General features: G+C 42.5%; 25 protein-coding genes. 12 read left to right on the top strand and 13 right to left on the bottom strand.

Annotation, left to right across the window (positions count from 1 at the left end; translation table 11 throughout):
* Positions 1-2 precede the first annotated feature (2 nt).
* Together ACA086_RS06480 and ACA086_RS06475 are read right to left on the bottom strand one after the other, a co-directional pair.
* Entirely contained in the window at positions 3-1,448 is a 1,446-nt protein-coding gene (locus ACA086_RS06480; RefSeq protein ID WP_371002537.1) for a peptidylprolyl isomerase, read from the bottom strand.
* A complete protein-coding gene (locus ACA086_RS06475; protein WP_371002536.1) occupies positions 1,429-2,256 on the bottom strand; it encodes a peptidyl-prolyl cis-trans isomerase in 828 nt (275 codons plus the stop codon). The genes ACA086_RS06480 and ACA086_RS06475 overlap by 20 nt, the downstream gene beginning before the upstream one ends.
* Positions 2,257-2,438: 182 nt before the next feature.
* Here ACA086_RS06475 and ACA086_RS06470 point away from each other — a divergent pair, with 182 nt between their 5' ends.
* From ACA086_RS06470 to ACA086_RS06425, 10 genes are read left to right on the top strand one after another with little or no spacing between them, the layout of a single operon-like run.
* Entirely contained in the window at positions 2,439-2,882 is a 444-nt protein-coding gene (locus ACA086_RS06470; protein WP_371002535.1) for an SRPBCC family protein, read from the top strand.
* Positions 2,883-2,899: 17 nt separating this feature from the next.
* Positions 2,900-3,148: a hypothetical protein gene (locus ACA086_RS06465; protein WP_371002534.1), complete on the top strand. Its 249-nt coding sequence runs from the start codon at positions 2,900-2,902 to the stop codon at positions 3,146-3,148.
* Between the two features lie 26 nt (positions 3,149-3,174).
* On the top strand, positions 3,175-4,332 hold the full coding sequence (locus tag ACA086_RS06460) for a serine hydrolase (RefSeq protein ID WP_371002533.1): 1,158 nt from the start codon (positions 3,175-3,177) through the stop codon (positions 4,330-4,332).
* A 2-nt stretch (positions 4,333-4,334) separates the two neighbouring features.
* Positions 4,335-4,850, top strand: a complete 516-nt coding sequence (locus tag ACA086_RS06455; protein ID WP_371002532.1) for an SRPBCC domain-containing protein — start codon at positions 4,335-4,337, stop codon at positions 4,848-4,850.
* Positions 4,851-4,896: 46 nt separating this feature from the next.
* Positions 4,897-5,682, top strand: a complete 786-nt coding sequence (gene modA, locus ACA086_RS06450) for a molybdate ABC transporter substrate-binding protein (RefSeq protein WP_371002531.1) — start codon at positions 4,897-4,899, stop codon at positions 5,680-5,682.
* Positions 5,675-6,079 (top strand): molybdopterin-binding protein, encoded by a 405-nt coding sequence (locus tag ACA086_RS06445; protein WP_371002530.1) that lies wholly within the window; start codon positions 5,675-5,677, stop codon positions 6,077-6,079. The genes modA and ACA086_RS06445 overlap by 8 nt, the downstream gene beginning before the upstream one ends.
* The gene (modB, locus tag ACA086_RS06440; protein ID WP_371002529.1) at positions 6,076-6,750 is read left to right on the top strand and encodes a molybdate ABC transporter permease subunit; all 675 of its coding nucleotides are present in this window, start codon (positions 6,076-6,078) and stop codon (positions 6,748-6,750) included. Before ACA086_RS06445 ends, modB begins: the two co-directional genes overlap by 4 nt.
* Positions 6,744-7,637, top strand: a complete 894-nt coding sequence (locus tag ACA086_RS06435; protein ID WP_371002528.1) for an ABC transporter ATP-binding protein — start codon at positions 6,744-6,746, stop codon at positions 7,635-7,637. Before modB ends, ACA086_RS06435 begins: the two co-directional genes overlap by 7 nt.
* Positions 7,638-7,643: 6 nt before the next feature.
* Positions 7,644-8,225, top strand: coding sequence for a cysteine hydrolase family protein (locus ACA086_RS06430; RefSeq protein ID WP_371002527.1), 582 nt, complete (start codon positions 7,644-7,646; stop codon positions 8,223-8,225).
* The gene (locus ACA086_RS06425) at positions 8,222-9,619 is read left to right on the top strand and encodes a short-chain fatty acid transporter (RefSeq protein WP_371002526.1); all 1,398 of its coding nucleotides are present in this window, start codon (positions 8,222-8,224) and stop codon (positions 9,617-9,619) included. Before ACA086_RS06430 ends, ACA086_RS06425 begins: the two co-directional genes overlap by 4 nt.
* Before the next feature lie 65 nt (positions 9,620-9,684).
* Here the strand turns inward: ACA086_RS06425 and ACA086_RS06420 are convergent, their stop codons facing one another.
* Positions 9,685-10,203: a fasciclin domain-containing protein gene (locus ACA086_RS06420; RefSeq protein WP_371002525.1), complete on the bottom strand. Its 519-nt coding sequence runs from the start codon at positions 10,201-10,203 to the stop codon at positions 9,685-9,687.
* A gap of 118 nt (positions 10,204-10,321) precedes the next feature.
* Here ACA086_RS06420 and ACA086_RS06415 point away from each other — a divergent pair, with 118 nt between their 5' ends.
* Positions 10,322-10,879 carry an RNA polymerase sigma factor gene (locus ACA086_RS06415; protein WP_371002524.1) on the top strand — a complete coding sequence of 186 codons (558 nt, stop codon included), beginning with the start codon at positions 10,322-10,324 and terminating at the stop codon, positions 10,877-10,879.
* Positions 10,872-11,654 (top strand): anti-sigma factor domain-containing protein, encoded by a 783-nt coding sequence (locus tag ACA086_RS06410; RefSeq protein WP_371002523.1) that lies wholly within the window; start codon positions 10,872-10,874, stop codon positions 11,652-11,654. The genes ACA086_RS06415 and ACA086_RS06410 overlap by 8 nt, the downstream gene beginning before the upstream one ends.
* A gap of 24 nt (positions 11,655-11,678) precedes the next feature.
* Here ACA086_RS06410 and rimO read toward each other — a convergent pair whose 3' ends face one another.
* From rimO to ACA086_RS06360, 10 genes are all read right to left on the bottom strand, one after another.
* Positions 11,679-12,986, bottom strand: coding sequence for a 30S ribosomal protein S12 methylthiotransferase RimO (gene rimO, locus ACA086_RS06405; RefSeq protein WP_371002522.1), 1,308 nt, complete (start codon positions 12,984-12,986; stop codon positions 11,679-11,681).
* 61 nt (positions 12,987-13,047) lie between these two features.
* A complete protein-coding gene (locus ACA086_RS06400; protein ID WP_371002521.1) occupies positions 13,048-14,739 on the bottom strand; it encodes an amidase family protein in 1,692 nt (563 codons plus the stop codon).
* A complete protein-coding gene (locus ACA086_RS06395; protein ID WP_371002520.1) occupies positions 14,715-15,578 on the bottom strand; it encodes a DUF2911 domain-containing protein in 864 nt (287 codons plus the stop codon). Before ACA086_RS06395 ends, ACA086_RS06400 begins: the two co-directional genes overlap by 25 nt.
* Positions 15,575-16,528 carry a signal recognition particle-docking protein FtsY gene (gene ftsY, locus ACA086_RS06390; RefSeq protein ID WP_371002519.1) on the bottom strand — a complete coding sequence of 318 codons (954 nt, stop codon included), beginning with the start codon at positions 16,526-16,528 and terminating at the stop codon, positions 15,575-15,577. The genes ACA086_RS06395 and ftsY overlap by 4 nt, the downstream gene beginning before the upstream one ends.
* Positions 16,529-16,619: 91 nt before the next feature.
* Positions 16,620-16,769 (bottom strand): DUF4295 domain-containing protein, encoded by a 150-nt coding sequence (locus tag ACA086_RS06385; protein WP_369747276.1) that lies wholly within the window; start codon positions 16,767-16,769, stop codon positions 16,620-16,622.
* A gap of 6 nt (positions 16,770-16,775) precedes the next feature.
* Positions 16,776-16,958 (bottom strand): 50S ribosomal protein L33, encoded by a 183-nt coding sequence (gene rpmG / locus ACA086_RS06380; RefSeq protein ID WP_129602758.1) that lies wholly within the window; start codon positions 16,956-16,958, stop codon positions 16,776-16,778.
* A 19-nt stretch (positions 16,959-16,977) separates the two neighbouring features.
* Positions 16,978-17,214, bottom strand: a complete 237-nt coding sequence (gene rpmB, locus ACA086_RS06375; protein WP_129602756.1) for a 50S ribosomal protein L28 — start codon at positions 17,212-17,214, stop codon at positions 16,978-16,980.
* A gap of 72 nt (positions 17,215-17,286) precedes the next feature.
* Complete coding sequence (locus tag ACA086_RS06370) at positions 17,287-18,534, bottom strand: competence/damage-inducible protein A (protein WP_371002518.1); 1,248 nt, start codon at positions 18,532-18,534, stop codon at positions 17,287-17,289.
* Entirely contained in the window at positions 18,534-18,872 is a 339-nt protein-coding gene (locus tag ACA086_RS06365; protein ID WP_371002517.1) for an Hpt domain-containing protein, read from the bottom strand. Before ACA086_RS06365 ends, ACA086_RS06370 begins: the two co-directional genes overlap by 1 nt.
* On the bottom strand, positions 18,873-19,484 hold the full coding sequence (locus tag ACA086_RS06360) for a fumarylacetoacetate hydrolase family protein (RefSeq protein WP_371002516.1): 612 nt from the start codon (positions 19,482-19,484) through the stop codon (positions 18,873-18,875).
* Between the last annotated feature and the right edge of the window lie 4 nt (positions 19,485-19,488).

Here is a 19,488-nt window from a genome sequence, read left to right as displayed (position 1 = left end):
GTCTATTCCTTCACCCAGTTATTTGCGAATTCACAAGATCTGTTAGCCACATTAACGCTTACGTAGGTATCTTCAATATGTTCATCCATCCACTCTTTGATAGCCTTGTATTGCTTTTCCCTTAATGCCAGTTCCTGAATCTTTAAATAGTCCTTGGCAAAATCGGCTTCATGCTCATCGTATCGGTTGGTTACCTTCAGGATCTTGTATTTTGGCGGGCCTCCTCTGGGATCGGTTTCCAGCAACGGGTAGGATATCTCTTCATCCTTTAGATTTCGCACCTGATTGTAAAGGGTAGGATCCATTTTTGTCAATTCAAATCGCGAATCGAAATTGATTGGATTTCTCAGCAGGCCTCCATCGAATTTAGTTTCCTTTTCATCTGAAAAATTAAGCGCGGCTTCGGCAAAGGTATATTGACCTTCCATAATGTGTTTGCGAATTGTGTCCAATTCGATCTTTGCTGCCTCAACTGCTGCCTGAGGTATTTCGGGCTGGATAAGGATATGTCGCAGGTCTAATTCCTGTCCCCGTATCTTTTCGATAAAAATAATATGATATCCGAAGGTAGTCTCGAAAGGTTCTGAAATCTCGCCCTCCTGCAGGCTAAACGCCACATCTTTAAATTCCTTCACGAAAGGTGTCTGACGTGTCATACTGTAGAATCCGCCTTTCGATTTGGATCCCGGATCCTGAGAATAAAGGATGGCCTTTACGCTAAAACTGGCGTCATTGTCTTCTACATCCGCTTTTATCTCACGTAACTTATCGATCACTTTCTGCTTCTCTTCCTCCGGAATTACAGGGGTCTTTACGATCTGGGAAATTTCGAGTTCGGCACCAAAGACCGGTTTTTCATCCTCAGGAATATTCTTAAAGAATTGCCTCACCTCTTCAGGAGTAACCTGAATCTCACCAACAATCTTCTGTTGCATTTTCTCAGACAACATCCTTAGTTTGTTGATATTATAAAGTTCTTCCCTGAAATCCTCAACGGTTTCCTTTTTGTAAAACTGAAGTACCTTGTCCATGGAGCCCACCTGCTGAACCAATTGCTGGATCTGCCGGTCACTGGTAGCATTTACCTCATCGTCGGAAACCAGAATACTGTCCTGAACTGCCTGATGCGCATAGAGCCTGTCCTCCATTAATTTCCCCAACAAACTGCAATGTGTGATATCTTCAGTTGAGGCTCCCTGACTCCTCAGGTCGATAAGTGTTTTCTCAATGTCTGAGTCGAGTATAACATAGTCGCCCACTACAGCCGCTATCCCATCGAGTTTTATCTTCTTGAAGGTATTAAGAGTGTCTTTTACGGGAGTAGTTGATTCAGACAATTGCTGTCCTGGATCTGCTGTAGTTTCACTTTCTGATTCCTCCTGTGCCATTCCCATAAGGGTGAAGGTGGCAAAAGCGAACAGTAAAAACTTATTCTTTCTCTTTTTCATAAATTTCAAATTCATTTTGTTTTACGGCTTCATCAAGGAGCTCAGTTTCGAGTCGACGTAAAAAGTCGAGTTTTCTCCTGTTGAGCAAAACCTGTCGGAGTGTCGGTTTGATATAGCTTAGGGGAGCGATCTCATTGATTTCCCGAATATCGCTTATCTTCCCCAAATATACCCCCAGAGAGTCCTCCAATTCAAAAAATTGTGATTTTTTTAGGTATCGCCCTTCATTTTCATAGGTCAGAGGAGGTATTTCCTGAATGATTCTGGTAAGCGGGATCCAGAGTGAATCATTGAAATTGAGTTTGGTGAATTGCACCCCAATTGAATCCAAAAAAACCTGATCCTCTACATTGAAATTATTGAGTCGTTTGATTACTTCACCCTTGTTTAAAAATTGTTTTGGTAACTCAACAAATCGAAGTTGAAGGATTTTCTCCTTCAGGATAAAATTCTCTTTTTCCTGTTCATAAAATTGCCTTAGCTGTCCATCGGTGACGGTAGTATCCTCACCGCGGAGAACGAGGGCTTCCTTATAGGCTCTTGTAAACAGGTCGATGCGGTAATTGGACACAAGTCGCTCAAAAGAGGCTATCTGTTCTTCGGTAAGGTTGATCTGAGCCTTGGAGAAGAGCAATTGTTTCACCGCCCAGTTATTGATATAATTGGTAACAAGAGAGGTACTATCCTGCTCGTTTAACTGAGAGTTTAGTAAAGATTCGATGTCTTCCCTGTAGAGGTATTCATCTCCTACTCTGGCAAGGGGAGTGCTTTCCGGTTCCGATTTAAATATGCCTTCACATGAGCTCATTAAAAATATCAAACAAAGAGGTACCAGGATCAGAACTCTACAAATATCGTTTCTCAGGGTAAAATGCATTCCGCAAAATTAAGCATTCGATTTTCCTGAACAAGTATAAGGCCTCTCATTAACAGATTTTTATTTCCTACTTCTCATAATTTATTACCTTAGGGTTTAAAGTTTCACCACCCATGAAATATATTACCGAAATCGTAATCAATGTTCCCCTGTCTGAATTTATACGAAAATTCGACAATCCGGAAAATATGAAATTCTGGCAAAAAGACCTTATTTCATATAAGGTACTGGGTGGGATACCTGGGAAAGAAGGAGCACAAATGGAACTTACCTACAAAATGGGTAAAAGAGAGATCGTGATGGTAGAGACCATCTTAAAACGCAATCTCCCCCACGAATTTCATGCTACATATGATGCCAAAGGTGTTCACAATGTGCAGAAAAACTACTTTAAAGCCGTTGATGAAAATAAAACCAAATGGATCTCAGAAACTGAATTTCAATTCAATGGCGTATTTATGAAGGCAATGGGCTTTCTCATGCCAGGAGCCTTCAAGAAGCAGTCATTAAAATATTTGAAGGACTTTAAAGCCTTTGCGGAGAAAAGCGCCACCTGAAATTAAAATATGTCAAGTTGAACAGAAAAATAAAATTGCTGTGGGATTTTCGGGGACCAGACTCCGGTGAGACAGCCAGGCATCACGCCCTGCATTTGAGTGAGTTTATCAAAAGGGAGAAATTACCTCTGCTACTAAGCGGACATCAAACAATTAATGAGATGCATGCTGTTGCCTATATGGTAGTTGAAGAATCTATGATGATCCAAATTCGCGATGCCCTCCTTCCTCACCGCGGAGAAGTCTACGAAGAGAATCCAGGCTAATTAAAACCAGAAATCATTCCGATCTGATGAGAACCCACTTTAAAAAAGTCATAAATCCCCTTCTATTCTCTTTTATTTTGACGGGTTTGTTGTCGGGATGTGCCAGTACCACTTCGGAAACGGATCCCATAAAAAAAGTGCTCTCATCCAATGACATTCGTATCCGCACAGTTATGGACAATCCCTCGCTCTATGAAGTTCAGATCCGCTTTACACGAATTATCAGGGATAATGATTCTGTCCGTTTCGAGGATTTCGATTTCGGAGTTGATTCCCAGCAATACTTCTATCCGGCAAGCACAGTGAAATTTCCAATCGCCGTATTGGCCATGGAAAAAATCAACCGCAATAAGTATTTAAATTTAGACACCCGCTTTTACGTAGAAGGGGATTCAGTGGAAACGACTTTCGGGAGGGAAATCATCAAAATTTTTGCCGTCAGTGACAATGACGCCAATAATCGCTTAGTGGAATTTCTCGGGCAGGATGCTATTAATGCGGGTTTCAGAGAGAAAAACATTGGCCCGGCCAGGATCTCACATCGACTCTCCGTCCCGGAAGCAGATGAAATAACTACCCGTCCTCTTGTTATCTATCTAAATGACAGTACTACTACCCTTTTACCGAATAGCGTAAATAGTTCACCCAAGCCCCTGAATTTGGAAGGAATAAAGAAAGGGAGGGGATACTATGAGGGAGATTCGCTGATCCAAGGAAGTTTTGATTTCAGCAAAAAAAATTATTATCCCGTAACTACCCAGCACGGAGTTCTTAAACGAATTATTTTTCCTGAAATGTATGCCGAAGGAGAGCGCTTTGATCTGAGTCCGGCACAGCGCAGCTTTCTGTTAAATGCCATGAAAGTGGTTCCCCGGGAGGCAGGATATTCAGCTGAAGATTATTACGACAGCTATGGGAAATTTTTTATGTATGGAGATAGTAAAGAGCCTATGCCGGCTCACATGAGCATTTATAATAAAGTGGGATATGCATATGGAACTCTAACCGATTGCGCTTATATCAAAGATGACAAAAACGGGGTAGAATTTATGGTGACGGCCACCATACTTGTGAATGCTGATGGGGTTTTTAACGACAACGAATATGAATACGAGGAGGTAGGTATTCCATTTCTATCTGCTTTGGGGAGTGAATTATATAGGTTGGAATTAAAAAGAAACTAAACATGTCTTCTTTAGGATTTGAAAGTTTTACAAAGAAAATTTATATCAATGCGAGTCTGGAAAAATTATACTGGTGTTGGGCAACTCAAGAGGGAATATGTTCCTGGTTTTTACGAGAAGCTGTTTACATGACTAAAACGGGAATAACTAGAGAATCAGATCAGAATATAGAACAGGGTGATCTGTATACCTGGCGATGGCATAACTGGGACGGAGAAGAAAAAGGAAAAATCCTAAGGGCAAATGGCAGGGATTTAATAGAATTTACCTTTGCCGAATTCTGTCGGGTGACAGTTGATTTGAAGTCCGAAGGGAATCAGGTTTTAGTAACCCTCACTCAGACCAATATTCCCACGGATGAAAAGAACAAAATGAATATCTATGTGGGTTGCAGTAATGGATGGACATTCTGGCTTGCCAACCTCAAAGCTTATCTGGAACACGGTATCTTGTTACACGAAACTAAAAAGGACCTCCGGGATGTTCCTCTGGCTACTTTTCAGTTTGTAAATATATGAGGCCTTACCCTTCCTCCTATCAGATCAATTTAGTCTAATACTGAGTATGAATAGTTGTTTTAAATTACGATTCCGTCTTTTTAAGGCGATTCTTTTTCCGGTAATTCTAATATTTATTCTAGGGTGTAAAGGAGTAAAAGAGGGAGATACAATTAGAATTGCTGTTGCGTCAAATCTACACTACGCCATCGATTCGATTGTAGAAAATTTTGAAAATAAACACGGTATTTCCTGCGAGGTTATCCTGGGATCTTCAGGAAAGTTGTACGCCCAGATTATGGAAGGTGCACCCTATGATTTGTTTTTGTCGGCCGATATGAAATATCCCGAATCCCTCTCAAGAGAAGGTAAAACTCTTGATCTTGAAGTATTCGCCTATGGCTCACTGGTGCTGTGGACGGCGAATCCGGCAATTAAGCCATCTATTGAAATCCTGCAAAATGAGGGAATTAAGCACCTTGCTTTGCCCAATCCAAAAATTGCTCCCTTTGGAGCAGCAGCCCTGCAGGTATTGAATCACTATGGGATTAATGACAAGGTTTCATCTAAGTTGGTCTACGGGGAAAGTGTTGCCCAGGCTAACCAGTTTATTCTCTCTGGTGCCGCTGAGATGGGTTTTACCTCTCTCGCCGTAGTTAAAAGTCCGGAATTAAGTAAGGTCGGTCAATGGATACTTATAGATGCGGATGCTTACGAAAAACTACCACACGTAATCGCTCTAATAAATCCCCAAAATTCCTCTGAAGAAGGCAGCAGGAAATTTTTTGAATATCTTTTTAGTGAGGAAGGACAGGCTATCCTCAAAAATTTTGGATATTCGGTACGTGAATAGACTAACAGGGCATATCAAAAACCTTCAGGTTGAGGGACACATCACCCTGGTTACCTTGTTACTTGAAGGTGATCTGGAGATGAAAACCATTGTTATCGACACCCCGGAATCGGCTGAATATCTGGCATTAAACCAGGAAGTAAATATTCTTTTCAAGGAAACTGAGGTTGTGATTGGTCAGGAAAACACGAAGGGGATTAGTCTTACGAATAAAATCGACTGTAAAGTACAGGCCCTGCAAAAAGGGGTTTTGTTAAGCGGGGTTGATTTAGAATGTCTTCCCGGGAACATCCGGGCTATAGTGAGTACGGAGGCCCTTTTAGATATGGGTATAGAGCCGGGTAAAAAAGTACTTGCCATGATTAAACTTAATGAGGTTATGCTATCGCCAAAATGAATTGGGAACCCTTGCGTTTGACATTTGAACTGGCCATGACCACAACCCTGGTCCTGTTGTTTGTTTCTGTTCCCCTTGCTTTCTGGCTCAGCAAAACTACCTCCCGCATAAAACCTGTAATAGAGACTCTGGTAAGCATGCCTCTTGTACTACCCCCTACGGTATTAGGCTTTTATTTTCTCCTGGCATTCAGCCCTAATAATGCTTTTGGTTCATGGATCAATGAATGGTTAGGCATACAACTCGTTTTTTCCTTTGGCGGACTAGTTGTGGCGTCTGTGATATACAGCCTGCCCTTTATGGTGCAACCCATACAGGCGGGTTTGACATCCCTGCCACCTTCACTTTCGGAAGCTGCTGCCACAATGGGAAAATCGGGAATAACACAACTTTTCAGGGTATTGCTTCCCAATATCCGAAAATCACTCCTAACGGGAATTGTTCTGGCTTTTGCGCATACAGTTGGTGAATTTGGAGTCGTTTTAATGATTGGGGGAAATATTCCAGGGGAAACAAGGGTAGCTTCAATCGCTATATACGATGAAGTGGAATCCCTTAATTATGTGGCCGCAAATAGGTATTCTTTAATTCTATTTGCCTTGACATTCGCCTTGCTTCTACTTGTATACCTTCTCAATGGAGGATATTTAAAAAGATTCTGGAAATGGTAGAAGTAAGAATCCATAAAAAACTAAGAGCAGGAACAGCTGAATTCACCTTAAATACTGATCTCACAATAGCAGAAGGTTCGCTACTAACCATTTATGGCCCATCAGGATCAGGTAAAACTTCTCTGCTGAGAAGTATAGCAGGTTTACTGCCTCCTGATAGAGGATATATAGCTTTTAAGGACAGGACCTGGTTCGACTCGGAGAAAAAAATCAACCTCCCCCCCCAAAAAAGAAATATCGGTTATGTTTTTCAGGATTATGCCCTATTTCCCAATATGACTGTCATTGAGAATCTGAAATTCGCAAAAAGCAAGTCGGCTCCTGATAATATCATCCCTGATCTTTTGGAAGTCATGGATCTTTCAGCCCTGGCGAACCAAAAACCAGAGACACTATCCGGAGGACAGAAACAGCGAGTTGCCCTTGCCAGAGCCCTGGTGCAGCAACCTGATGTTTTATTGTTAGATGAACCCCTTGCTGCCCTGGATACGGATATGCGGCAAAGTCTTCAGGATCATATTCTGGATGCCCATAATAAACTGGGGTTGACCACCATCATGGTTAGTCACGATCTGGGCGAAATCATGAAACTTTCTGATACAACTGCCACCATGAAGGAAGGACGTATTGCTCAGTTAGGGCCACCGGGAGAATTGTTTATGGAAAAACATATTAGCGGTAAATTTCAGTTTACAGGCACAGTTTTGCATCTTATACAGCAGGATGTTATCTATATTATAAGTGTTTTGATAGGAAATAATATTGTAAAAGTGGTGGCTCACCCTTCCGAAATAGAAGGCATACTCCCCGGAGATAAAGTGGTGGTGGCATCAAAAGCATTTAATCCGGTGATCTATAAGATTTCTGGTAATTCAATATCTGAATAAGGAGAGATGGAAACCAAGCAACCGCCGGCCCTGATACTGATCGACATACAAAAAGGTTTAGAGGAACTCGATTATTACGGGGGGGCCAGAAACAATCCGGATGCCGAGAAGAAGGCAGCTACTCTCCTTGCCTATTGGCGAGACCAAAAATATCCTGTATTCCATATCAAACACAACGGAACACCTCCTTCTCCCCTTACAAAAGGAAGGCCGGGAAACGAGTTTAAAGAGATTACAAAACCGGTAAAAGGAGAAAGTATCCTTGAAAAAAGTAGTAATAGCGCCTTTATAAATACTTCCTTACATAAAATGCTGAAGGACAAGCAAATTTCCGATCTGGTACTGGTGGGGCTAACGACATCTCATTGTGTTTCTTCCACAGCCCGTATGGCGGGAAATATTGGATATAACACCTTTGTCATATCCGACGCTACGGCTACATTTGATACTTTGGGTCCGGAGGGAGAACATTTTAAGGCCTCACTTGTTCATAAAATCACCCTGGCCAACCTTCATAAAGAATTTGCCACAGTACTCAAAACGAAAAAAATGCTCGAGTTAATGGTCAATAAATTAAAAAAGAAATGATCCAGAAAATAGGACAGAAATTTTCAGATATCTTCCAGAGGTTTATGCCTGATGCCTTCGTATTTGCACTTATCCTTACCATAATAACATCTGTAATTGCCCTTTTATGGGTAGGAGCTACACCTGTTCAGGTAATCAATTCCTGGTACGACGGATTCTGGATATTACTCGAATTCGGAATGCAGATGGTGTTATTGGTCATTACAGGTTATTCCATTGCTCTTTCGCCTATGGTACACAGAGGTATCGACCTGCTGGCCGGGAAGATCAAGAAACCTCAACAGGTATACTTTCTGATTGTGATTTTAGGCGCACTATTTAGTTTAATAAGTTGGGGTTGGGTAGTTATAACTGCTGTTCTGGGCAGGGAACTTGCCCTCAGGATCAAAGGAATCCACTACCCTTTCCTGATAGCCTGCGTGTATTTTTCCGGTATCATTTGGGTAAGTGGCCTTTCCAGCTCTATCCCTTTACTATTGAACACCCAGGGGAACTTCCTTATAAAAGCTGGGGTACTTGACGACACTATATCAACCAGTTCAACTCTGGGGTCGTCCCTTAATCTGGTGGTATTGTTAGTATTTCTTTTTATTGCCCCTTTTCTTATGAGCCTTCTACTCCCGAAAACAGGAAATTACCCAACCCTCGAAGGCATGATGGAATCGGAAACAGATCAAAAATCAGTGACTATCCATGAGGAAGCCCGACTCATGAAATTACCTTACAAGGCTTTTTCTGATTTCCTTAATAATAGCCGACTCTTACAATATCTCATTGCGATCCCGGGCCTGATCTATTTGTTTTCACATTTTAGTTCCAAAGGGCTGGATCTCAATCTGAATATCATGATTTTTCTCTTCCTGATGCTGGGTTTGGTCTTACACGGTACGCCAATGCGTTATGTCATTGCCATGAAAAGGGCAAGTGGGAATATTTCCGGAATTCTCTTTCAATATCCTTTTTACGCAGGGATTATGGGAATTATGATTTTCACGGGTTTAGGGGAAAAACTTGCATTATGGATGGCCTCTGTAGCATCAGTGGAGAGTATTCCTTTTTTTGCATTTTTAACCGGTGCTGTGGTTAATTTTGCCATCCCTTCTGCGGGGGGAGAATTTGCGGTTATAGGGCCAAGTATAATCACAGCAGTACAGGAAATCGGGGCAGCACTGTCTCCGGAAGAAATGGAAGCATTGTTATCAAGGGCAGCCATGTCTGTCGCCTATGGCGAAAGCCTTACTAATTTGATGCAACCCTTCTTTCTTCTCTTAGTTATCCCCATCATGGGGGCCGGAATTAAAATACAGGCCAGGGATATTATGGGCTATTTGGTGATCCCATTCATTCTGTTCTTTACAATATTTGCCGCCCTGGTAAGTTTTTGGCCTATGTAAACAGGTATAAAATGAAAAAGCACCGCGAGCGCGATGCTTTTTCTCAACAACCAACCAACCAATTATTATGGCATAACCACGTCTTTGATGATATGTATTACTCCGTTAGAAGCCATTACGTCGGTTTTGGAAATCATACTGTAATTTCCATTGGCGTCCATTAAAAAGATTCCTTTGTCTTTTTTTACAGCAGTTAACTTCCCTCCGTTTAGCGTAGTGAGTTCTGCTTTCCCATTTCCCTTATTCAGGGCATTTACTACATCAGATGCAGTAATTTTTCCCGATACCACATGGTAGGTAAGAATAGCAGCCAATTTTTCTTTGTTTTCGGGTTGTAAAAGGGAATTCAAAGCATCAGCGTCGATTTTTGCGAATCCTGAATTTACTGGTGCAAAAACGGTAAAAGGTCCGTCTCCCTGCAAGGCGCCTACCAGGTCTGCCGCTTTAAGGGCAGTAACCAGGGTTGAAAAATCATCAACAGATACGGCGATATCTACGATGTCTTGTGAATTGTTCTGTGCATTTGCATTCGTTGAACCTAACAGTAGGGCAACAGTCGAAAGAATAAATATTACTTTTTTCATGATTTGTTTTTAGTTTTAGTGATAATTAAATTTTTAGTGCACTCTTCACTATTAATTACACAGGCAGCTGACGGATGGATGAGCAAAGCAGATTTTTATCATATCTTTAACACTTGCTATGGATGAATCAAGTCAGATAAATCGCCTCAAAAACGGGGACAAGAATGCCCTCTATGCCCTTTATGACAAATATTCGGGAGCACTCTACGGTGTGGTAGTGAGGATGTGTCGTGACAAAGAATTATCGGAAGATCTGCTTCAGGAAATATTTGTCACCATCTGGGAAAAAATAGACCAATTTGATCCTGACAAAGGTAAATTTTATACCTGGGCATACAGGATTGCCAGGAACAAAACCCTGAATACTTTGAGAAAAACAGATCCCCTCATCCAAAAGGAGGATATGGGTGTATATAATGATATAGAACAGGAAGAGTCGGCTCATAATTACGAAGCCCTGAACGGTGTGATAAAGAAAATGGAGGCTCATCATCAGAAAGTGATTGAGCTGGTTTATTTTAAAGGATATACCCATCGTGAGGCACACAAACTGATGGGTGTCCCTCTGGGCACTTTTAAATCTTATGTACGCCAGGCCCTGGTTCAGCTCCGGGCGAACTACCCCCTGACTCTTTTCTTTTTATCAATGTGTTTAGATGTAATTGATCATGGATAGGAAAACAATATTAGAAAAAGGATTATTGCTCAATTATCTTCTGGGTGAGCTAAACGCGAAGGATGAAGAATTGATCGAGAGCGCATTACAGGAAGACAAAGTTCTGCGGCAGGAATTCCAAAAACTCGAATCCGATTTTGAACGTATGGCGCTGGAAAATGCTATAGCTCCACCTCAACGGGTAAAAAGTTCACTTGAGAAGACGTTAACTAAGTACGATAATGATACTCCTGTTAAGTCACTGAGTACCTCAAGCGCCTTTAATCCGGCCAGATTACTTGTAGCAGCTAGTCTGGCGGCTATTTTTGCCCTTACTTCCTTCTGGTTTTACAATCAATGGCAGACTGCTGAAGAAAATATTAGAGTAGCCAGGGAAGAAAAGGAGCAATTACAGGAATCTCTGCAAAAGTTATCCGAGGAGATACAGGAGGTGAATGCAATGTATGCTCAGCTCAATGATAAAGATGTAATACCACTTCTCCTTAAAGGGAATAAGCTTGCTCCTGATGCCAGGGCTGTTGCCTTTGTCAATCACAAAAGTAAATCTGTGGTGGTCAATCCGAAAGCCTTGCCTGCCTTGTCTGAAGAAGAAACTTATCAGATGTGGGCTGATGTGGATGGTGAAATGATCAGTATGGGACTTCTTCCCACGGATAAGGATCTTGTAGCACTGACCTATATCGATAAAGCTGAATCCTTAAATATCACCATTGAACCAAAAGGCGGGAATGATCATCCAACCGTAGAACGACTTATATCTAATATCTATTTGTAGCGATTATGAGAATATAGTGAGACACTATTTCTCTACCGGGATGCCGTAAAGGTCGAAATCAGAAGCTTCTGTGATCTGAATCTGGGCAAAGTCGCCAACCCTCAGAAAGTATTTTGAGGCGTCGATAAGTACTTCGTTATCCACATCTGGAGAATCAAATTCCGTTCGGCCCACGAAGTAATTCCCTTCCTTTCGATCAATGATACACCTAAAATTCTTTCCGATCTTTTCCTGGTTGAGTTCCCAGGAGATCTGTGCCTGCAGTTCCATGATCTCATTCGCCCTTTGTTGTTTAACCTCTTCAGGCACGTCATCTTCAAGGGCATAGGCATGAGTATTCTCCTCATGGCTATAGGTAAAGCAACCCAGGCGTTCAAAACGCATCTCCTTCACCCATGCTTTCAAGGTTTCGAAATCTGACTCCGTTTCCCCGGGATACCCTACAATAAGCGTAGTTCTGATCGCCATCCCCGGTACAGCCTCCCTGAACTCCCTGAGAAGGCGAGTTGTTTTTTCCTGGGTTGTTCCTCTGCGCATACTCTTTAAAATACGATCGGAGATATGCTGGAGTGGAATGTCGATATAGTTACATATTTTAGGCTCTTCCCGCATCACATCCAACACATCCATTGGAAAACCGGTTGGGAAAGCGTAGTGCAGGCGGATCCATTCTATCCCATCCACCCCCGCCAGCGCCCTGAGCAATTCGGCCAGATTTCGTTTTTTGTAGAGATCAAGTCCGTAATAGGTGAGATCTTGTGCTATCAGAATAAGTTCTTTAACCCCTTTTGCAGCTAAAGTCGTTGCTTCATTTACCAAGCTTTCTATCGGAGTACTACGGTGCTTTCCTCTCATCAGGGGAATAGCGCAAAATGAGCAAGGTCGGTCACAACCTTCCGCAATCTTCAGATAAGCGTAGTTTTTGGGAGTTGTCGTAAGTCGCTCCCCCAGCAATTCATGTTTATAGTCGGCTCCCAGTGCTTTGAGCAGGTTTGGCAAGTCGGTAGTACCGAAATAGGCATCCACGTCTGGAATCTCTTTCTCAAGATCTGGTTTATATCTCTCACTGAGACAACCGGTCACAAAAACCTTTTCTACTCTTCCCTCCTCTTTTTGCCTGACAAAGTCTAATATGGTATTTACACTCTCCTCTTTGGCATTTGCGATAAAGCCACAGGTGTTGATCACAACAATATTCCCATCTTCTTCATGGACCACTTCCTTGTCGTTAGCACGCAACTGTCCCATTAGTACCTCAGAATCGTATACATTCTTGGAACAGCCCAGGGTTACTACATTGATCCTGTTTTTTTTAAGAGTTTTAGTGCGCATCGTGTCAAATGAGCTGCAAAAATACAATATAGAACAGGATTCCTGTTACCTGAGGATAGCTTTATTTATAATTCTCCGGAGTCTTCCTCACTTTACTGATCTTCTCGTAGGCAGCACCAAGGCGCAGGAGTTTCGGCTCTTCAAACTGTCTCCCAATAAAAGTAAGGCTGATAGGTTCACCGCTCAACTTATACCCCATGGGCACTGTTAATGCCGGGTACTTAGCCGCAGCTGCATAGGCAGCGTGGTAGTTATTGATAGACAGGATTGCATCGAGATCATGTGCACCCATGGCGGCATTAAAAAAAGCTCTTGTATCTTCTTCCAGGGTCTTTTTAATTGACTGAAGTTCTTCTGCTGAAGTACTGTCAGAGGCGATTGCTTCGAACCTCCCCTGGCCATATGGAATTCGCGTAAGGCTGTCCTGCAAATTATAATTCATGATATCTGCAACTGTCTTTACCTTTATCACCTCAATATTTTTTATATTCTGTTCAATGTATGACGGAAGATCTTCCTTCATATCGAGGTTTAGAATGCTTAAAAACCCATCAAGAGGCACGCGGGGAGGATCAATAACTATGATTTCACTGCCTTCGCTGCGTATCAGTTCCACCGTCTGGCGGTAAATACTATCGCCTTCCATCAGATTAGAAAAAACCCCGAATCGTTTCCCTTTGAGTTCATTAGATGAAAGTCCTTGATACCATCCCTTGCCAAAATCCTTTCCCACCGAGCTTCTATCTTCAGGGTCTTTCCCCATCATCGCATCCAGTAAAATAGCGTTGTCTGTAATATTGCGCGTCATTGGGCCGGGTGTATCAAGTGTACTGGATATTGGAACAATACCCGATCTGCTCAACAAGCCAATGGTAGGTTTCAGACCCACCACAGAATTCTGACTGGAGGGCGAAAGGATAGATCCTGATGTTTCCGTTCCTACAGCGGCAACAGCGTAATGGGCTGCCATAGATGTACCACTGCCAGAGCTTGAACCTCCAGTTTCAAAAACTCTTCTCCCGTATGGATTTAAGGTCTGACCTCCATAGGCACTGTATCCCACAGGGCAACCGTCACAGAGGTAGTAGGCCCATTCACTGAGGTTTACCTTCCCTAGAATAAGCGCTCCTCTGGTCTTTAGTTGCCTGACAATGAAAGCATCAGGGGCACTATTCTCCTGAAAGATCAATGCTCCTGCTGTCGTATTCATTCCTTCTGTCCCTATGTTGTCCTTGAGTAAGACGGGCATCCCGTAAATGGGGTGGTTCCCTTCCCGGCGTTCCTTATCCCGTAAACGGGCTTCCTCCACAACCTTTTCATTCAGGGCAATTACAGTGTTTAAGGTTGTTGAATTATCGAGTTCATAAGAATATATCCTCTTGAGGTAGAACAAAACTATTTCTTCATATGTCAGCTTCCCTTCAGCTACAGCAGCTTGCAAAACGGGAATATCTTTATCAAGGATCAGGGGTTTAAGCCTTTCATAGTCTTCTTTTGTAAGTGATGAAACTTCCTCATATAGGGGCCGAAAAACATCATTCTTGTCGAGGATTTTCGACTGTATGAGCTTGTAGCGCATGCGAGAATTCTCATGATCCTGATTTGCTGCAACCTCAACAGAATCGTTATATGGAATCCAAAGGACCACATCACTTTCGGAAGATGCTTGCTGTTTGCAACTCCAGAAGCTCATTGCCAACGCTGCCAGCGCAAGAAGGCGAATTCCTTTTATTCTTTTATTAATTTCTTCCATCTCTTAATATTTTTCTGATTCATCCGAACAAATTCGTCTTTCCCTTCTGATTCAGCCAGAGAGAGTGAACGCTGTGCCGACTTTACGGCACCTTTATAATCTTCCAGAGCTGCCAGGACGAGCGACCTGACACGATAAAAGTAATAGGTATCTCCGCCAAACGCAATTGCCTTATCCAAATACGTAAGCGCTCTGGTATATTCAATGCCCTCTTCCTGCAGGTAACGTGCAGCTTCATAATAGGTCTGAGCAGTTGGAGATTGTCTGAGTTGCTCTTCTATACTCTCAAGCATTATTTCCCGGGTATTTACAGTGATGGGAATAGCAATGGAGGTATGTCCCCACTGCCATTGCATAAGCGCGCCATTATGACTGATGGAATCAAAGGAGATAAGAAAATTTTCCTGCCAGCTGTCTGTATTCTCAGGTGTAACTGAAATCCTGAATGCATCTTCAACACGATTGTAAGCCGATCGTCCATCTCCCCAGTGTGCGGTGTTCTTGTGAAAGACTACTTCCCAGGCATCTTCCTCAGGAAACGCATAAAGGGCATAAGTGCCCGGAGCTAGTTTATTACCAAGAATCCCTAGTTCAGTAGTTGTTGTGAATTTGGTAGATTCATTGGCTCCCACGCGCCAGATTCGCCCATAGGGAACCAGCCCTCCAAAAAGTTCACGTCCCTTTACGGCCGGTCTTGAATATTCCACGGTAAGAGTCGATAAACCGAGATCCTGCCTAACTGTGGCAAACGGGCTTACTTTCGGGTGTTTTATCTGAGCGGTCGCCGGGAATGACCAGAGAAGTAAAAAGAGGATTCCTGTGCTGGCTAAGATTTTCAACTAAAGAATGAGTCTACAAATTCGAATTTATTGAATACCTGCAGATCTTCAATCCTTTCTCCAACCCCGATGTATTTCACAGGGATTTGAAACTGGTCTGAGATTCCGATTACCACGCCGCCTTTAGCGGTCCCATCGAGTTTTGTTACGGCCAGGGAACTAACCTCCGTAGCTTTGGTGAACTGTTTTGCCTGTTCAAAGGCATTTTGCCCAGTTGATCCGTCGAGGACGAGTAATACCTCGTGGGGTGCATCGGGAACCACCTTCTGCATCACACGTTTTACCTTGCTTAGTTCGTTCATCAAGTTCACCTTATTGTGAAGGCGTCCGGCAGTATCAATAAGTACTACATCAGCCTCTTTAGCTTTGGCAGCATTCAGGGTATCAAAAGCCACTGAAGCAGGGTCACTTCCCATTTTTTGCTTAACTATTGGAACTTCGACCCGATCGGCCCAAACCTGAAGCTGATCTATGGCAGCTGCCCTGAAAGTATCTGCAGCACCCAGGACCACTGAATGTCCCTTCTTCTTAAATTGATAAGCCAGCTTTCCAATAGTAGTGGTCTTTCCTACTCCGTTTACGCCCACTACCATAATTACATAGGGCTTCTTATCAGCGGGCAGTACAAAATCAGTATCCTCGCCTGTATGAGTTTCAGAGAGTAAGCCGGCGATTTCTTCCCTTAAAATTGAGTTCAACTCTTCGGTCCCCAGATACTTGTCGGCTGCAACCCGCTCTTCAATTCTTTCAATAATCTTAAGCGTGGTATTTACACCTACATCCGAAGTAACCAGCACCTCTTCCAGGTTGTCGAGAACTTCATCATCAACTTTCGATTTCCCTGCTACAGCTTTACCCAATTTGGAAAAAAAACTGGTTTTGGTTTTTTCCAGTCCTTTGTCGAGGCTTTCTTTTTTCTCGGAAGAAAATATTTTTTTAAAAATACTCATGCGACGGCTATTCTATGGCAGCTTCAAATATAAGAAATAAAAAAGCCGCTATCCTGAGAGAGCGGCTTATTTCGTTTATAAGAGCTTACTATTATTTAGCCAGCCATTCGTTCACCATCTCAGGCGGCATTACAGACTCAACGAAGGTATAAGCGCCACTTTTAGGCGACTTCACCATTTTTATCGCTTTGGTCAATCTTTTTGATTTTCCCTGAAGGGTTGCTACGGTCTTCTTTGCCATGTCTTCTTACTTTATCTCTTTATGAACTGTCATTCTTTTCAGAATGGGGTTGAATTTCTTGATCTCCAGGCGGTCCGGAGTATTCTTTTTATTCTTGGTAGTAATATACCTGGAAGTTCCGGGCATTCCGGATTCTTTATGTTCTGTACATTCCAGGATTACCTGAACCCTATTTCCTTTTTTTGCCATGGTACGCTAATTTATTGGCTTACTTTAATATTCCGTTCTGACGCGCTTCTTTCAAAACGGCAGAGATTCCTTTTTTGTGAATGCTTTTAAGAGCCCTTGCCGATACTTTTAAAGTGATCCAACGATCTTCCTCAGGAATATAGAATCTCTTCTTGGAAAGATTTACGTCAAATCTCCTTCTGGTTTTATTGATCGAAAACGATACATTATTTCCGAACATCGCCCTCTTCCCGGTAATTTCGCAAACTTTAGACATGGTGCTCTACTTTACATTGTTTAAAACAGGATGCAAATTTACGTCATTTTCACGGAAGAGCAAAAATCTTTTTCAGAATTTTAAAATTTCTTCACGCAACATTTCCAGGGCTTTATGAACCCCTTTCTGTACGATCCTCACTCGATGGTTTCCCATTGAAAAATGTTCCACCCGAATACCCTTATCACTAGATATCGCTATATATACTGTTCCAATAGGAGCATCTGAATCGCCTTTGGTAGGTCCGGCATTTCCTGTAGTGGCAATCCCGATATCCGAATTCATAAGAGTACGAATATTCTCAGCCATCACGGAAGCCACCTCGGCACTTACAACCGAATGCTTTTCAATGAGTGCCTGTGGCACCTTGAGTATATCGATCTTTGTTCTGGTCGCGTAGCCTACAACTCCCCCCACAAAATATCCCGATGCGCCGGGAATAGCAGTAATTTGTTCAGCAATCTTCCCTCCGGTAAAACTCTCGGCGGTTGCTATGGTCTTATTTTTCGAAAGCAGTAATTTTCCAACCACAGCCTCCAGAACTCCATCCTCTTCTTCTCCTGAAATAAGTTCCCCTATGGTATCATAGATCCTGGCAGTAACTTCCTTAACTCCTTCTTCCAACACCTTTTTATCGGGTCCTTTGGCTGTAAGGCGAAGGCGTACTTTCCCCAAATTGGGTAAATATGCCAGTTTTATGTAAGAAGGTAAACTGTCTTCAATATCAGCAATACGTTCAGCGATTGCGCTTTCCCCCAACCCGTATGTCATCAGGGTTTTATGCAAAATAAACGGGGTATTGTATTTTTCCGCGATTTTGGGCAGCACATATTTCGACATCAATTCTTTCATTTCATAAGGCACTCCGGGGAGTGATACGAAAATCTTGTCCTTATCTTCTATCCACATCCCTGGCGCTGTCCCGTACCTGTTATGCAACACCTCCGCACGGGACGGAAGATGTGCCTGTTTTCGGTTTACTTCAGAAATGGGAGTAGATATGTATGTTTTAAATAAATACTCTATATGTTGCAGTACTTCTTCATTGAGTACCATTGTATCATTAAAGTATTCACAAAGGGTGAGCTTGGTTATGTCATCTTTTGTAGGGCCGAGACCCCCGGTTAAGATAATGAGCTGGGCCCTGCCCGAGGCTTCTTCAAGGGCCTTGAGAATATGTTCTTTTTCGTCTTGTACAGAAGTGATTTGGTAGACTGAAATACCGAATTTATTAAACTCAGTCGCGATGTAAGCAGAATTGGTGTCGACGATCTGGCCGATCAGAATTTCATCACCAATGGTAATTATTTCAGCAAGCATTATACCTCAAAATCTTTGCGCAACTCGCCAATAACCTGATGAATATCTTTCTTTAAAGCGGGAAATTTTTCTTCAATAAGATCTTTATTTTTCACATCCTTTCCCAGGGTTTCAATCTCGAGTGCTATGGCGCGGGTTTGCTCCATACCGAGGATATCCACATTGGGTTTAATTTTATGGGCTAACTGATAGACATTCTCATAGTCCCCTTCATCTATGGCTTTTTCCAGATCCTCAAGATCCTGAGGCACCTCTTCCAGGAAAACCGTAATTACAGACAGGACAAAATCATTGTCCCCATCTGCCATCTCATTTAATTTATCCAGACTATAGATCATCTACTTTATATTTATCCGAAACATTTCGGTGCCCTCCAATTTGCCGGAAAGGTAATCATTTGGACTTACTTTGCCAACACCTGCAGGTGTGCCCGTGAAGATAATATCACCCTTTTTTAAAGTAAAATAATGAGAGATATAGCTGATAAGTTCATCAACCGACCACAACATATCTGAAGTATTTCCCTCCTGCACCACTTCCCCGTTTTTTGACAGGTCGAAATTCAGTTGTTCCAGATCCTCAAACTGGTTTTTAGGCAACCACTTTCCAATGACAGCTGCACCATCAAAACCCTTGGCTTTTTCCCAGGGCAGGCCTTTTTCTTTGAGCTTTGCCTGCAGATCGCGGGCAGTAAAATCAATTCCCAGACCGATCTCATCGTAGTATTTATGAGCAAATCGGGTGTCAATATGTTTTCCTACTTTTTTTATTTTCACCAAGACCTCAACTTCATAGTGAACCTCCCTGGTAAACTCGGGAATATAAAATGCCTGCTCCTTAGGCAATACGGCCGAGTCGGGTTTAATGAAAACCACCGGATCAGCCGGACGTTCATTAGACAGTTCCTTAATGTGATCAGCATAATTTCGTCCGATGCAAATAATCTTCATCTTG

The organism is Muriicola sp. E247 (genome assembly GCF_041358175.1).
Classification (GTDB): Bacteria; Bacteroidota; Bacteroidia; order Flavobacteriales; family Flavobacteriaceae; genus Muriicola.
The sequence above is the reverse complement of the archived record's forward strand: the minus strand, read 5'-3'. Positions and strand labels throughout refer to the sequence as shown.